This window comes from Microcoleus sp. B9-D4 (assembly GCF_036705105.1).
In the GTDB taxonomy this organism is placed as follows: Bacteria; Cyanobacteriota; Cyanobacteriia; order Cyanobacteriales; family Microcoleaceae; genus Microcoleus.
Window position 1 is genome coordinate 14,642 of sequence record NZ_JAUBTS010000040.1, and the last position, 15,199, is coordinate 29,840.

General features: G+C 47.1%; 9 protein-coding genes. 7 read left to right on the forward strand and 2 right to left on the reverse strand.

Annotated elements, in window-relative coordinates; all coding sequences use genetic code 11:
• Window positions 1–182 precede the first annotated feature (182 nt).
• Together QUB24_RS21625 and QUB24_RS21630 are read left to right on the forward strand one after the other, a co-directional pair.
• Complete coding sequence (locus QUB24_RS21625; RefSeq protein WP_333155320.1) at window positions 183–2,102, forward strand: ATP-binding protein; 1,920 nt, start codon at window positions 183–185, stop codon at window positions 2,100–2,102.
• A gap of 922 nt (window positions 2,103–3,024) precedes the next feature.
• Window positions 3,025–3,834: a GAF domain-containing protein gene (locus QUB24_RS21630; RefSeq protein ID WP_333155322.1), complete on the forward strand. Its 810-nt coding sequence runs from the start codon at window positions 3,025–3,027 to the stop codon at window positions 3,832–3,834.
• Window positions 3,835–4,262: 428 nt separating this feature from the next.
• Here the strand turns inward: QUB24_RS21630 and QUB24_RS21635 are convergent, their stop codons facing one another.
• Window positions 4,263–5,801 carry a PAS domain S-box protein gene (locus QUB24_RS21635; protein ID WP_333155323.1) on the reverse strand — a complete coding sequence of 513 codons (1,539 nt, stop codon included), beginning with the start codon at window positions 5,799–5,801 and terminating at the stop codon, window positions 4,263–4,265.
• A 226-nt stretch (window positions 5,802–6,027) separates the two neighbouring features.
• Window positions 6,028–7,209: a transposase gene (locus QUB24_RS21640; protein ID WP_333155325.1), complete on the reverse strand. Its 1,182-nt coding sequence runs from the start codon at window positions 7,207–7,209 to the stop codon at window positions 6,028–6,030.
• A gap of 271 nt (window positions 7,210–7,480) precedes the next feature.
• Between QUB24_RS21640 and QUB24_RS21645 the strand changes: the two genes are divergently transcribed.
• The 5 genes from QUB24_RS21645 to QUB24_RS21665 all read left to right on the forward strand — a co-directional run bounded on the left by QUB24_RS21645 (window position 7,481) and on the right by QUB24_RS21665 (window position 14,908).
• The gene (locus QUB24_RS21645; RefSeq protein ID WP_333155326.1) at window positions 7,481–8,131 is read left to right on the forward strand and encodes a DUF3386 domain-containing protein; all 651 of its coding nucleotides are present in this window, start codon (window positions 7,481–7,483) and stop codon (window positions 8,129–8,131) included.
• A gap of 280 nt (window positions 8,132–8,411) precedes the next feature.
• A complete protein-coding gene (locus QUB24_RS21650) occupies window positions 8,412–8,648 on the forward strand; it encodes a NifU family protein (protein ID WP_333032298.1) in 237 nt (78 codons plus the stop codon).
• Window positions 8,649–8,974: 326 nt separating this feature from the next.
• Complete coding sequence (locus QUB24_RS21655) at window positions 8,975–11,221, forward strand: glycoside hydrolase (protein WP_333155327.1); 2,247 nt, start codon at window positions 8,975–8,977, stop codon at window positions 11,219–11,221.
• 367 nt (window positions 11,222–11,588) lie between these two features.
• A complete protein-coding gene (locus QUB24_RS21660; RefSeq protein WP_333155329.1) occupies window positions 11,589–14,156 on the forward strand; it encodes a PAS domain S-box protein in 2,568 nt (855 codons plus the stop codon).
• A 359-nt stretch (window positions 14,157–14,515) separates the two neighbouring features.
• Entirely contained in the window at window positions 14,516–14,908 is a 393-nt protein-coding gene (locus QUB24_RS21665; RefSeq protein WP_333104178.1) for a response regulator, read from the forward strand.
• Window positions 14,909–15,199: the final 291 nt, after the last annotated feature.

The following is a 15,199-nucleotide window of genomic DNA, read 5'->3' on the forward strand; positions in this document are numbered from 1 at the left end:
GCCTAAAATTTGTGCTAATTGTGAGTTTTGAGCGATTAATGTTTTAATTAAAAAGCCAACAACTTTTTAATTGATTAATAACTCAAAAATTAACAGTAGAAGCATCAAACAATGGGGAGTATTGAGATATTTATTCAAAACTCAAGACTCCAAAATCCGAACTACTTTCATCCCCTACTCTGATGGACTCTAACACAGATTTTCGGCGATCGAGCCTCGCCTCTACAGTTTTTTTTCAAGAGTTAGGGGCAGAATTAGTATTTACCCAAGACGCAAGGGGTAGATATCTATCTTTTTACTGGCAAAAAGCCGAACAGTACAACCTTACAGCAGAACAAATTGTCGTTAGCGAAGCCCTCGAAGAGGATCGCCCCCTCAGCGAAACCCTGCAACCCATCCCCCCCGCGCCTTATCTCGATATCCTGCGGCGGGCGCTCGAAACCCTCGTACCGCAACGGTTCAGCTATCCATTTTCCCACGCCGGACAATATTTTCTCTTCGATTTGACACTCACTCCGGCGATCGACTCAAACGGCAAAGCTACAAAAGTCTTAGTTATGGGAAGGCTGCTGTCTGACAAACCCACAGACAGACGGCCAGACTCCCCAGAATTCATGCTCTATCGAGCTTTGCCATCCCCCTTGGACGGCCGTCAACAAATGTCGCTTCCAGCGAGCCGCATCCCCGGTCGCTCGCTCCCTCCCTACTCGGAAATCGACCGTAAAATCATCTCCCAAATCGCTCAAAACCTGCACAAAACCCTCGATTTAGCCACCATTTGGCAGCAAACTGTTAACAGTTTGGGTCAAGTTTTAAACGCGAGTCGCTGCATCATCTGTTCCTACAAAAAAGACAGCGAAAATCTCGAAAAATCCCCCTTCCTTGCCTCCGAAAATCAGCAAAATTCGACCGCCGCAGCAGCCGAATTACAACAGTCAATAGCTAGCTACCCCTCGCCCCCGCTTTCCCCAACTCAAATCGAAAATCTCCAATCGAAAACTTTTAAAGTAGTAGCTGAATACCGCCAAGAAGCTTACTCTTCTATGCTGGGAGTAGAACTGCGCGCAGCCGAACAGCCAGGGTGGATTCAAACTTTAGCCACCTTAAAACCAGTAGCAGTCGATTACGCCTCCCCCGCCACCGATCCCTTCCACCGCCATTCCGTGCTCGTAGCAGCTACCTCCTATGAAGACCAACCCAATGCACTGATATGTTTGCACCGCTGCGGCAGTTCCCCGAAATGGAGTCCTGTCGAACTCGAATTCGCCCGCGAGTTAGTCGCTCAAGTCGGCAGTGCGATCGCCCACGCTACACTTTACCAAGAATTAGAACAGGCTCGCGCCGAAGCCGTGGCTCTTTCCCAACTTAAAAGTCAATTTCTTGCTAATACTTCTCATGAACTCCGCACCCCCCTCAACGGCATCCTAGGCTTCCTAAAACTGCTTATGGACGGCATGGCAGATGACCCCGAAGAAGCGCACCAATTTATCGAAGAAGCTTACCGATCAGCAGTACATTTGTTCAATGTGATTAACGATATTTTGGATGTCGCTAAAATCGAAGCTGGCAAAATGGAGTTAGACCTCGCTCCCGTCAAACTCGGTGAACTGTTGCAACAAGTTGAGGATTTTACACGGGTTCAAGTCGAGCAAAAGCGATTGCAATTTCAAATCCAAAAACCCCCTGTGGAGGACGAGATTATTTTGTATGGCAACTACCAACGCCTGCTTCAAGTAATCTTGAACCTCACGGGCAATGCCATTAAATTTACCGGGGAAGGGGGAATTCGCATCAGTGCCGAGGTTATTAAGAAAAAGGTGACTGTTCACAACCAGCAGTTCCCCGGAATGGTAAAAATTCGAGTTGCTGATACTGGCATTGGGGTTTCTCTCGACAAGCAAGATAAATTATTTGAGTCGTTTTTTCAGGTGGACGGCGATCGTACCAGGCAATACGGCGGCACCGGTTTGGGATTGGCTATTTCTCAAAAACTGGTAGAAGCAATGGGGGGTACAGTAAATTTTTACAGTATGGGGGAAGGACTCGGCTCGACGGTTACTTTTACTGTGCCGCTTTATCAAGAACCACTATTTAAAAATTAATCATCCGTAATTGATCATTAGTCCTTTGTCATCGGGACGTTGAAAGAATCAGGAATCAGGAATCAGCACAAATTAAGAAGCAAGAGGGAATCAGGAAGCCGAAAAAAAAACTGTTATAGCGGTTCTCAAATTTCGTGAGGTACTCGCCAGCTTTCTTACCAATTACTAATTACCAAACTGTAACTTACCCACTTAAAAATTGCTATATTCCTGTATCCGTGACTTTCGTTTCGTGAATAAAAGTCATCGATAATTGGTAATTATCCTACAAACACAGTTCGATCGCCCACCAGCGTATCAATTTTGACAATCAAGCATCCAGGATACCCGCCACGTGATTCATCCGTCCAGAAATAAAAAACCTGTATCCGATGAAACTTGCCGAACGTATTTATCTCGCGCAAGTCAATGCTTCAATTCTAAAATCTAAAATCTAAAATCTAAAATCTAAAATCGATTGACTTTTATCCGTCGCCAAGCTCCCTTTTTGGGAGTTTTGGGATCATATTGATCACCCACGCTACTTCTGATCCCCACCCAGAATTGGCATAAATCAAATCCGGGGGATACGGATAACAGCTCATCTTTAATCTGTCGGCTGGAAGCTCACACCTCCGAGTAAACCCCCATAAACCGCCAACTTTACAAGAACTTCATGCCTACTTTTAGCACTGATTCAGCTTTTCAATCCCCTACTGTCAAGGATTTTTAAGAAAACAGGATGCTCTCTCTTCTATGTGAAAATCATAAAGATCTTGTAAAGACACCGCAAATACTTAGTAATGTTTGACGGTCTGTGGCAATATTTAAGTAGAATTACGTAATCCATAAGTCTGACAGAGGCTGGCTGGCAAATTCAGTAACTCCCAGCCCTGTTGCCGGAGTGGTAAACTTTTGCCAGTCTAGTAGAAAAAGGGTTGCTATGAATCAGCAAATATCAGCTCAATCGCAAAAGCTTTTACTCCAAATTGGCAGAAATATTCGTCGCACCTTGGATCTCAATACCATCTGGCAGCAAACAGTTAACAGTCTGGGAGAAACACTAGGCGTCAGCCGCTGTATCCTTTGTCCCTATGAAAGTTCTAGCCTGCAAGTTAAAGTAGCTGCTGAATACTGCCAAGAACCATTTTTACCGATGCTGGGAATGGAAATCTCGCTCACAGCAGCACCTCATTTCCTTCAAGCTCTAGCCACCCTCGAACCGGTGGTAGTAGAGTCCTTTGCAGCCAATGACTCTTTTGGGCCGCAGTCGCTGCTAGTGGTGGCTACCGCTTACCAAGAGCAACCTAACGGCATAATTAGCTTGCATCAGTGCAAAGGTCGATCGTCCGGGAAGGGTAATACCGATCAACCTTGGACTCAATGCCAGATCGAATTCGCACAAGAACTTGCCGAGCAAGTAGGAAGTGCGATCGCCCTTGCCACCCTCTACCAAGAGCGCACCAAGCGAGTACAAGGACTATCCCAGCTCAAAAAGCAATTTTTGTTGAAAGCGTCCCACGAACTCCGCACTCCCCTAAATCACATCATCGGCTATCTACAACTAACCATAGACGACCAAGCTGACGATCCCATAGAGGAGAGAGATTTTATCCAAGAAGCTCACCGTTCGGCTATCCATCTTTCTCAGGTAATTTCCAATATCTTAGATTACATTGAGTTAAGTGAAGCTTGCCAAACTCACGCAGAGTTAGCCACTTTCAGGAGTCAGGAAAAATCTGGGCATCAGTAAACCTTCTAGTGGCGTATTTAACAAGTCTAATATTTACCGTGCTAACAATTTTTACCCAGGAAAAAGCTGACACTTTATCGATAGATTCCCTCAATAAATTCCATAGCTGGTTCATCAATTATTTTTAGGGAATTATAGTTTTACCCAGTACAACATATAGCGGTTCTCAAGCGTGGTGAAGTATGGGAGCGATCCCTATGCCCTATGCCCTATGCCCTATGCCCTATGCCCTATGCCCTATGCCCTATGACCACCTCATGTTACTGAGAAAAGCTATAGCAACTACTACCCGTAGTAGCTCGGTGTATTCATCATATTATGTCCGCTCGAACGACTCCCATTAAATAGGTTATTTGACCGGAAAGGATATTGCAAGCATAAGATTACACTTTTGCACTTTTAATGCTCTTAACTTGTGCTTGATAGAATTACCCGCCGCCCTTCTTTTTCATAGTTTTTGGAGGGCTGACATAGCGCGCCCAAAAAGGTTCCTCCATATCTTTCATCGCTGCTAGTTTTTGGCGCTCTTCCTCTATGCGCTTGCGTTCTGAAAGATTAGAAAATATGTTGATACTGCCGACAGTCTGGCCACCCGCATCTCGCACCCGTGCGGCCCAAAGCCAAACATCGATCGAACTACCGTCTTTTTTCAACAAAGATATTTCCAAACCGTTTTGCGGTTTGCCATTAGACGCAGACTTTAGCAGCCCGTAAAAATCTTGCTTTTGGCCTTCAGGAATATTCGGTAAAGGTTTCCCTAAAACCTCAGCCGCAGTCCAGCCAAAAAGTTGTTCGGCGGCGCGGTTCCAAACAACGGTATTGCCGTCATTGCTGGTACAGTTAATCGCCAGCGGCGCCGATGCTATCTGGGCTTGCAAAACTTGGTTAACGAGTTGCAGTTTCAATTCTACTTGCTTGCGATCGGTAATTTCCTGACAAGCGCCCCACAAACGGACAACCCGTTCAGCAGTTTTGTCCCACACCACTTGCCAGTAGTCCCGCACCCAGCGCACCTCGCCTTTTTGATTAATAATGCGATACTCATTAGCTCCAGTGCGGCTGAAAGTACAGCCTTCTAACTGTTTAATTAACATTTCCCTGTCGTCGGGATGAACGAGTTCCGAGTTCCACCAACCAAACGATTCTAATTCTTCAGGAACGCAACCGGTGCAGCGCTCAAAAGCTTCTGTCGCCCACTCGCAGGCGAACTTGCCGTCGGGCAGTCCCTTAAAAGAATAGGCAAAATCCGAAGTAATTTGCGACATAACTCTGTAGTGCAGTTCCGACTCTCTGACTGCGATTTCGGCTTGCTTGCGTTCCCCTATTTCCCGCGAATAAATTATAATTCCCTGCACACTAGAATCGTAAAGCAAACTGTTACCTACCGACTCCATGTAGATCCAAGAACCGTCAGCGTGGCGTTTCCGATATTCGATTGCCCCCCCAATTCCTGGAGATTCTAACAACTTACCAAAATACGTCTGCCAAGCCAGCAAATCGTCTGGATGGATTAACTCGCCGTGAAATTTGCCAATTCTTTCTTCTGGGTTGTAACCCAAAAGCCGCTGTAGGGATCCGCTGTGGTATCGAACTCGCCCGTCCGAGCCAACAATGCTAATTAGATCGGGAGAATTACGAAGCATAGCTTGCAGTTTGGCTTCACTTTTAGTTAATGCTTGATTGTCCCTGCGATGCTGGCTGATTTGTTTTTCCAACTGCTCCCGTAGCTGTCTGATTTGCCCTACTTGCTGGGCTACAGTCCGTTCCAAGAGGCGATTATTTTTTTCAATTTCAACCAGCTTTGCCGCGTTATTTGTGGCGCTTTCAAACAAGCGGCTGCCTGCCATTTCCTGTAGAGAATTTGATAAATCTTCCAAAGTCTTTGTGAAAATTGCCTGTTGCGAGTGTGGCAATTCCCTAGCTTGTTCCTGCAAGGTTTCTAAGTGTTTGTAGACAGTTTCTAGCATTTTATTAAGGGGGGAATCTAATAGTTGCCTGCGGGTGCAACCCCTAAAAAGCGGACACAAGTTTTTTCAACATAACCCATAACTAAGACTGGTGTGTGGCGATCGACCCATCGCGCTCTCAATAACCAGGCATTTTGGGACTTTCTCTTCAAATCATAGCAACCGATAGAGAAATTGACACTCCCTTGCCTAAAGGCGCAGGGATTCTTGGATCATCCAGTCGAACTTATCTCTGTTTGGCTACCATCAGCGAGTAGAGATCGGTCTGTCCCCCAGCGTAAATTTCGGTGTGCCCCACCGTATTTAAATTGATTCCTGCCTGCTTCAATCCCTTTGCCAAAATGTTTTTTCCGGCATTATGGTCGCGATCTAACACCACACCACAACCACAAATATGGGTTCGAGTTGACAGAGTTTTTTTAACCAGGTTGCCACAGTGTGAACATTCCTGAGATGTGTACTGAGGAGCAACAGCAATAACTGTTTTGCCGTACACTTTTCCAAAGTATTCCAACCATTGAGCAAACTGTGACCACGCAGCATCGCTAATTGATTTAGCGAGTTTATGGTTCTTAACCATGTTCCGCACCTGAAGGTCTTCGTAGGCTACAAAATCGTTATATTTCACCGCGCACAACGCCGTCTTAATGGCGAAGTCTTTACGCTGTCTACTGACCTTCAGGTGTTTTCTTCCTAACTTGTTGATCGCTTTTTTTCGATTTTTAGAACCTTTCTTTTTCCGAGAAACTCGCTTCTGCGATCTCTTCAGAGCTTTTTCGCTTTTGCGGAGATACCGAGGATTAGGAACTGTTTCGCCATCGCTATCAGTATAAAAATGGTTTAATCCGACATCTATTCCAATGGCTTTACCAGTGGAAATAGCTTCCTCTTTCCGTTCCACATTGATACAAAATTGAGCGTAGTATCCGTCTGCACGACGCACGACTCTGATTCGTTTAATCTCGTTTGGCGCGTAGAAATACAAATCCCGACTACCAACCAACTTGAACTTCCCAGCAGCGAAGCCGTCTTTAAATGTTAAACATCTTTTGTCGGCAGAAAGTGACCAACCCGATTGTTTGTACTCAACGGAACGAGTGTGCTTTTTGAACTGCGGGAATCCCTTTTTCCCTGGTTTCTTTGCTTTGCAATTAGCAAAAAAACGCCCTATAGCAAAAATGGCACGCTCCGCCGAAGCTTGACGTGCCGTCGAGTTAAGCTGGCCTGCCCATTCAAACTCTTTCGCCATAATGGCACACTGTTTGTATAGGTCTACCAGCTTAATTCCTTGATTGTCTATCCAATGTCTAAGAGTTTTGTTTCGGACAAATTGAGCCGTCCGAATCATTTCGTCCATGATCCGATATTGCTCCGCTTTGCCTTTCAACTTAAACTCTAATACTATCATGGGAATAGTTTATCATTATTTTTACTGCAACTTTTACCCACAAAATCTACCTATTTAACAATTATTTACAAATTGTAGAAATTAAAGCCGTCCTAGAAGGACGGGGCTTTATACCCACTTTTGCGGTAAATTCTTGTTGCGCCCTAATTGCCAGCCCAGCCGCACCCCCAAGAAGTGCTCGCCAAAAGTGCGGGTAACTCCCCTATCCAGTGAATGTGGGGCTTATCGGGGTTAAGCTAAACTAGATGGGTGTCAAGAGAAAGAGGGATTTATGACAGAGCAAGCCAACGCTCGCGATTTGTTTCGCGCTGCTTACGAACACCGCTATACCTGGGATGCCAATTTTCCCGGTTACAGTGCCGATATTGAACTCAAACAGGGCGACGAAGTATATACGGGTCATGTTTGGATCAAACCCGACATGAGCGTGGAAGTCACCGGCATTGAAGACGAGGAAGTGCAGCAAAGCGTTTACACCCAAATGCGCGATATTGTTACCCACCGCAAGCGCTCGACATTTGAAAAATCTCACGGCAAAAATAGCTTCACCCTGGGCGAGAAGGACAGCACCGACGCTGTGGACATCTTGGTACAAGGCGACTCAATGGGATCGAATTATAAAATCCGAGGTCTCTCAATTTGTCAAGTCAGCCGGGTGATGGGCCGCATGGCTTTCGTAATTGACACGCACAAAAGCTTAGAGACACCCGAAGGTTCTTTGGCTACCCACTACGATGCCGTTTTCCGCAACCCCCAAACAGACGAAATTATCAAAGAACTCGAATTTGAAGATACCTTTGAGAAGATAGGCGACTATTATGTCATGACAAAGCAAGTAGTTCGATCGAAAGAAAAAGGTCAATTGACAACAACCGAGTTCAACTACTCCAACGTCAAACTGCTAGAACCAGCAGTAGTGTAGCGCGATCAAAAACCCGATTTCTTAAATAAAACGGGTTTTTTTGGATAACGTATCAGAATCAACTTGATTTGGCGGCAAGTAACGCTACGATCGAACGAGAGAGCTAATTGGGAGCGAGCATCAGCGTGACAGAAACCGGGTTTCCTGGCGCGGGCTCACCTGAGTGCCTAAGTCTTTTATCAAAAAACCCGGTTTCTTAAATCCCGCGCGGGTTGAGAATGCTGTCCTTGAGTCAAATCGAACTTTCATCAACTGCAAGAAATCATCACAGAGGCGAAATATGACACTAGCACTAACCAGAGATAACGTCGAAACAGTTCTCGATGAAATGCGCCCCTACTTGATATCCGACGGTGGCAACGTCGAACTTGTAGAAATTGAGGGCCCAGTGGTACACCTGAGACTACAAGGAGCTTGTGGCTCTTGCCCGAGTTCCACAATGACTCTGAGAATGGGCATTGAACGTCGCCTGCGCGAGGCTATCCCAGAAATTGCCGAAGTCGAACAGGTAATGTAATTAGTCCGTTGGCAGTTGGTAGTTGGCAGTTGACAGTTGACAGTTGACAGTTGACGGTTGACGGTTGACGGTTGACTGTTGCCAATTACCAGTTGACGGTTGACAGTTGACAGTTGACGGTTGACTGTTGCCAATTACCAGTTGACGGTTGACAGTTGACGGTTGACGGTTGACGGTTGACGGTTGACGGTTGACGGTTGACTGTTACCAATTACCAGTTGACGGTTGACGGTTGACGGTTGCAAATTACCCAATTTAATTGCTAATTACCAATTACCAAATTTAATTACCAATTACCAATTACCAATTACCAATTACTAAATTCAATGTCTCACCCCCTTTATGTAGCCTTCATTTGGCACCAACACCAACCGCTCTATAAATCCAGAGTATCAGCTAGCGCAGGAGCAGCTCATTACCGACTGCCTTGGGTGCGCTTGCACGGAGTCAAAGACTATTTGGATTTAGTGCTCCTCCTGGCAAAATATCCCAACCTGCATCAAACCGTAAACTTGGTTCCCTCCTTGATTTTGCAGATAGAAGACTGCATCGCAGACAGAGCATTAGACCCTTACTTGGCGGTGACATTAAAGCCAGCAGAAACTTTAAATATCGAAGAACAAGAGTTCATTTTAGAACACTTCTTTGACGCCAATTACCACACCCTGATTCAGCCACACCCCCGCTACGCTCAACTCTACACTCAGCGGCAGGAAAAAGGCATTCAGTGGTGTTTGGCAAACTGGAAATTGCAGGATTTTAGCGACTTGCTGGCCTGGCATAATTTAGCTTGGATTGACCCGCTGTTTTGGGATGATCCCGAGATTGCAGGGTGGCTCAAACAAGGACAAAATTTTAGTTTGGTAGACCGAAAAAACATCTACTCAAAACAAAAAGAAATCCTCGCTCGCATCATTCCCCAGCACCGTAAAATGCAAGCTGAGGGACAGTTGGAAGTTTCCACAACCCCCTACACACACCCGATTTTACCGTTGCTTGCCGACACTAATGGCGGCCGCATAGCTATTCCAAACATGACGCTGCCACAACACCGGTTTCAGTGGGAAGAAGATATTCCCCGACACCTGAGAAAAGCCTGGGAAATGTATCAAGACCGGTTTGAGTGCCAACCGCGCGGTTTGTGGCCGTCGGAACAAGCAGTCAGCCCGGAAATTTTGCCCTACATTGCCAAACAAGGCTTTAAATGGATAGTCTCGGACGAAGCAGTATTGGGGTGGACAATTAAACACTTTTTCAACCGCGACGCGACAGGGAATGTCTACGAACCAGAATTCTTATATCGCCCTTACCGTTTAGAAACTCCTGACGGCGATTTAGCCATAGTATTTAGAGACCACAGATTGTCCGACTTGATCGGGTTTACCTACGGCTCGATGGAACCGGAAAAAGCAGCATCAGATTTAGTGGGACACTTAGAAGCGATCGGCAGAACGCTCAAAAACCGACAGTCCGATGGTCAAACAGCTTTAGAAAATCCCTGGTTAGTGACGATCGCCCTAGACGGCGAAAATTGCTGGGAATTCTATCCCCAAGACGGCAAACCGTTCTTAGAATCCCTCTATCAAACTCTCAGCAATAATCCAGATATAAAATTAGTCACAGTCTCAGAATTTCTTGACAAATTCCCAGCAACCGAAACAATTCCCGCAGCCCAACTGCACACCGGTTCTTGGGTGGACGGTTCTCTAACAACTTGGATCGGCGATCCCGCGAAAAATCGCGCTTGGGACTTGTTAGGGCCCGCCAGACAAATGCTGGCCAACCATCCAGAGGCCACAGAAGAAAGCAACCCAGAAGCTTGGGAAGCGCTTTATGCGGCTGAAGGTTCCGACTGGTTCTGGTGGTTTGGCGAAGGCCACACGTCGAACCAAGATGCCATGTTCGACCAGCTATTTCGCGAACACGTAGCGGGAATTTACGAAGCTCTCGGCGAGCCCGTACCCCCGGAAGTGCGGCGGCAAGTAGAGGTGCACTCTGTTCAAGGCGACCACCTGCCGCTGAGCTTTATTCACCCGGTGATTGACGGTATCGGCAACGAACAGGATTGGGACAAAGCCGGTCGGATTGAAGTTGGGGGAGCAAGGGGTACCATGCACCGGAGTTCGGCAATTCAGCGGCTTTGGTACGGGGTTGACCACTTGAATTTTTACATTCGCGCCGACTTCAAGGTAGGGGTGCGGCCGGGAATTGATTGCCCGCAGCAGTTAAATTTGTTCTGGTTTTATCCCGATCGCACGATGCACAACAGTCTGATTCCGCTGTCGGGTTTGCCTGACGAAGCACCCCTAAACTATCGATACCACCATCAGTTAGAGATTAATTTGCTGACGAAATCGATTTGGTTTCAGGAAGCAGAAGAGGGCGATCGGTGGCAGCCCCGCATTAGCCGCGCTCAAGTGGGAGTGGATAAATGTTTGGAGGTAGCAGTACCCTGGGCGGATTTGCAAATTATGCCCGACTGGCAGGTGAGGCTGATTGCGGTTTTATCGGATGGGAGTCGTTACTCTAGCTGTATGCCGTTCGATTCTTTGATTCCGATCGGAATGCCGTAAAAAGTCATTAGTCATTAGTCATTAGTCATTAGTCATTAGGCTGTAGGGGCGGGTTTCACCAGCTTTCATAGAACTGACAACCCAAATAAATATAAACCCGCCCCCTGAATTAGTAATTAGTCATTAGTCATTTCTTGAACCAACAAACAATTAAATAATTATCAAATTATATTAAATTGGGGCTTCAACTCTGGCTACTTAATGCCTTGATAATTTCGCTCGCGTCCGGTCGATAGAGGGCTATAAAATTTGTTTGTAGTGAGGGCTTCATTCCTCATAAAAAAAGGACTTCAGTCCTCACTACAAAACATATAATGGTTAATTTACCGGACATCATATCATTAGTCATGGGGAAATTAACACACTAATGAGCCGCATTTTACTCTTGGTCGATCGCCACCAACAACTTAATTTGCCGATCGCCCACCTCAACACCGAGCATGAGGTGATCGTACTCGATCGCGCTTTAGAACCCAACTCGGAATTTCCCATTCCCCAAATCGCTTTTGACTTGTGCATTCTCGACGAGGCCTCTTTCGAGCGCATCGGGCCGCTGGTAGAATCATTAAAAGCTGCCGCCGAGCCGATATTTTTACCGTTTTTGCTTGTTAGTAAATCCCAAACGCCTGCTGTTTTTGAGCCGCCATTTTCGCTGAAGGCAAAACAACTCGAAGGCAGAATAGACGAATTGATAGTAACTTCCGCCGAACCTGCCCAACTGCATTTGCGGGTAGAGAATTTGTTGGCTCGCAGGCGGCAGTCGCTAGAACTCCACAGACTTCAGGAAATAATTAAAGAACAGACTTTTACAGAAAGTTTGTTAAAGGACTCGCTGCAAACGGCAAACGAAAACCTGCAACGGGAAATCGCCAAGCGGGCCGAGGTAGAAGCTGCACCGCGAGAAAACTCGTATCTCGACTTGCTGATGAATGCCATGCCAGATATTGTCTGCTTTAAAGATGGCGAGGGCAGGTGGCAGGAGGCAAATCAAGCGATATTGGAAGTGTTCGAGCTAGAAAAAATAGACTACCGCGGCCTGAAAGATTTTCAGCTAGGAGAACTCAGCATTTTTTACCGCGAGGCGCTACAGGCTTGCGAGCTCAGCGATCGAGAAGCGTGGGAAAAAGGTAAGCTTTCTAGGGGGGAAGAAATGATTCCCCGATCGGACGGTACTGTGAAAATCTACGACGTGATTAAAGTACCCGTATTTCACCCCGACGGCAGACGCAAAAGTATCGTGATTTTGGGCCGCGACATCACGGAATACAAGCAAACTAGAGACGAACTCGTGCGCTTGGCGTCTATTGTCGAGTCTTCCGACGACGGCATCGTCGGCAAAACCCTCACCGGGACAATTCAGAGCTGGAACGCAGGAGCCCAAAAGATTTACGGCTACTGCGCGGCGGAAATCAAGGGGCAGTCGATCGAGATTTTAGCAATACCCGAACGCCCCAAGGAAATGCCTCAAATATTGGAAAATATTAGAGCTGGAGCCACCATCGACCATTACGAAACCGTGCACTTGCGGAAAGATGGCCAACAGATAGATGTCTCCCTGACGATTTCTCCGATTAAAGACGCGACTGGAGCGGTAACGGGCGTTTCGACAATCTCTCGCGACATCAGCGACAGCAAGCGAGTCGAAAAAGCCTTTGAACAACTCCGCCACCAAACAGAAATGATTTTGTTCTCCGCAGGAGAAGGAATTTGCGGGTTGAACAAACAGGGAAAAGTAACTTTTGTCAATCCTGCGGCGGTGAGAATGGCTGGGTGCGAATCGAAGCAATTGATCGATCGACCACTCTATGAAAGTTTACACCGTGCACAGCAAGAATGCTCAAGGGCGATCGAGCAACTGTCACCTGCAACAGAGATCTATTCAGGTTCTGAACTTGTCCCACACTGCGCCGCACAGCAGGCGGGCAAACTGCTGCCGAACCGGGTAAGTTCTCAAATTTTAGCCACCTTGGAAGACGGAGAGGCGCGGCGCGTCACCGATGAGATTTTTTGGCGGCGAGACGGCAGCAGTTTTCCGGTTGAGTACGTTGTCGCTCCGATGCGAGAACAAGGCGAAATTATTGGAGCTGTGGTGACTTTTAAAGATATCACGGAGCAGCTTGCCGTCGAGCGCATGAAAGATGAATTCATCTCTGTTGTCAGCCACGAACTGCGGACGCCGATGACCTCGATTCACGGCGCCCTCGGCCTCCTCAACAGCGGCCTGCTGGACGCTTACCCCCAGAAAGCTAAGCGGATGCTGGAGATTGCTGTCAGTAACACTGACCGTTTGGTGCGCTTGGTCAACGACATCCTAGATTTAGAGCGGATGGAGTCGAGTTACAGCACTGCCATCAAACAAACTTGCAATGTGGCTGAGCTGATGTTGCAGGCGGCTGACGAGATGCAGGGAATGGCTCAGCAGGCGGGAGTTACTCTGTCGGTGAAGCCTGTAGGGGCGCAATTGCAAGCTGTTCCCGATCGGCTAATTCAAGCCTTGACAAATTTACTCAGTAATGCTATAAAATTTTCTCCCTCCGGCGCTACGGTTTGGCTGAGCGGGGAGTTGACCCACAATCCGGATTTGGCAGAAAAAGCAGCGCACAAGTCGGTGTCGTCTCCGTCTTTGTTGTCTCATGAGCCGGCCGCCGCGCCTCCGCAGTTGCCAGTTCCGAGATCGTGGTACATCGTGATTGCTGTGAAAGACCAAGGGCGGGGTATTCCGCCAGACAAGCTGGAGATGGTCTTTGAACGCTTTCAACAAGTTGATGCTTCTGATTCTCGCCAGAAGGGAGGTACTGGTTTGGGGCTGGCTATTTGTCGCAGTATCGTGCAGCAGCACGGGGGGCGGATGTGGGTGGAGAGCGTATTGGGGGAGGGCAGCACTTTTTTCTTAAGTCTGCCACTTCTGAGGGAGGGGCTGGCAACTGAAAGTTAATTTCTACCCAGGTGTACCCAAAGTTACTGATTTTGTGCAGATTGTTCGATCGACTCATAGATAAACAATCTCAGCCTTGTCAGCAGTGTGGGGACTGCGGGCAAAAAGCACAATTTGAGGTCGAAAAGCGGCTTTTTTTGGGTGGGATATTTTACACCAACCCCGCCAGAGGCTTAGGACGTTCTTAGTTGAAACCCTGCCTGTCGATGGCAACTTCGGTCTTCCTTGTTCCTTCTTCCTTCAACATTTGCTATACAGTTTTGAAATTTTACTGTAAAGTCCGATCGGCTAAGATAATTTGCTTTACAAAATATTCACATTTCACCTCTAATCTATGATCAGTTCTCATTCATAAAAAAATGTTAATTTTGACTGCCAAGCGCATCTTGGTTATTGACGATGCGGAAGATATTCGGGAAGTAGCTCAAGTCAGTCTTGAACTGGTGGGGGGCTGGGAAGTCCTGACAGCGAGTTCTGGCCGCGAGGGCGTTGCTAAGGCTCTTGCCGAACAGCCTGATGCTATTCTATTGGACGTGATGATGCCCGACCAAGACGGGCCTACTACTTTTATACAGTTACAAGCTAATAAGGCTACGCAGCACATTCCGGTAATTTTATTGACAGCTAAGGCTCTGGCTGGCGACAGGCGGATGTTCGCGGATTTGGGGGTGGTGAGCGTGATTGCTAAGCCTTTTGAACCGATGTTTTTGGCGGCTCAGGTCGCTGAGGCTTTGGGCTGGGAGCAAGAATAGATCGATCGCCCGCCTTGAATTGTGCCGCTTTTCAAGCAGTAGTTTGGCAGGCAAAGAGAGTTAAAAAAACTTGGTTTCTTTGGTATGGTTCCTTAGATCGAATCAGGGCGATCGGACAGGATATATGTAGCGATTTATGCCCCGTACCTTTTGTCCTGTCAGCTTAAGACTCAAAACATCAGTCCGGTATCAGTTTCAACCCTGTCGGTCTTGGGATGAAATTGATACCAATTAGGGATGCCTAAATCCCTATGGGTAGTGCGTTCATTTAACCGAATTCGGCCTCAGCCA

Bases quoted from the DNA above. Each gene is read 5' to 3' on its own strand.
- QUB24_RS21625 (WP_333155320.1), top strand. From the start codon at position 183: ATGGACTCTAACACAGATTTTCGGCGATCGAGCCTCGCCTCTACAGTT.
- QUB24_RS21630 (WP_333155322.1), top strand. From the start codon at position 3,025: ATGAATCAGCAAATATCAGCTCAATCGCAAAAGCTTTTACTCCAAATT.
- QUB24_RS21635 (WP_333155323.1), bottom strand. From the start codon at position 5,801: ATGCTAGAAACTGTCTACAAACACTTAGAAACCTTGCAGGAACAAGCT.
- QUB24_RS21640 (WP_333155325.1), bottom strand. From the start codon at position 7,209: ATGATAGTATTAGAGTTTAAGTTGAAAGGCAAAGCGGAGCAATATCGG.
- QUB24_RS21645 (WP_333155326.1), top strand. From the start codon at position 7,481: ATGACAGAGCAAGCCAACGCTCGCGATTTGTTTCGCGCTGCTTACGAA.
- QUB24_RS21650 (WP_333032298.1), top strand. From the start codon at position 8,412: ATGACACTAGCACTAACCAGAGATAACGTCGAAACAGTTCTCGATGAA.
- QUB24_RS21655 (WP_333155327.1), top strand. From the start codon at position 8,975: ATGTCTCACCCCCTTTATGTAGCCTTCATTTGGCACCAACACCAACCG.
- QUB24_RS21660 (WP_333155329.1), top strand. From the start codon at position 11,589: ATGAGCCGCATTTTACTCTTGGTCGATCGCCACCAACAACTTAATTTG.
- QUB24_RS21665 (WP_333104178.1), top strand. From the start codon at position 14,516: ATGTTAATTTTGACTGCCAAGCGCATCTTGGTTATTGACGATGCGGAA.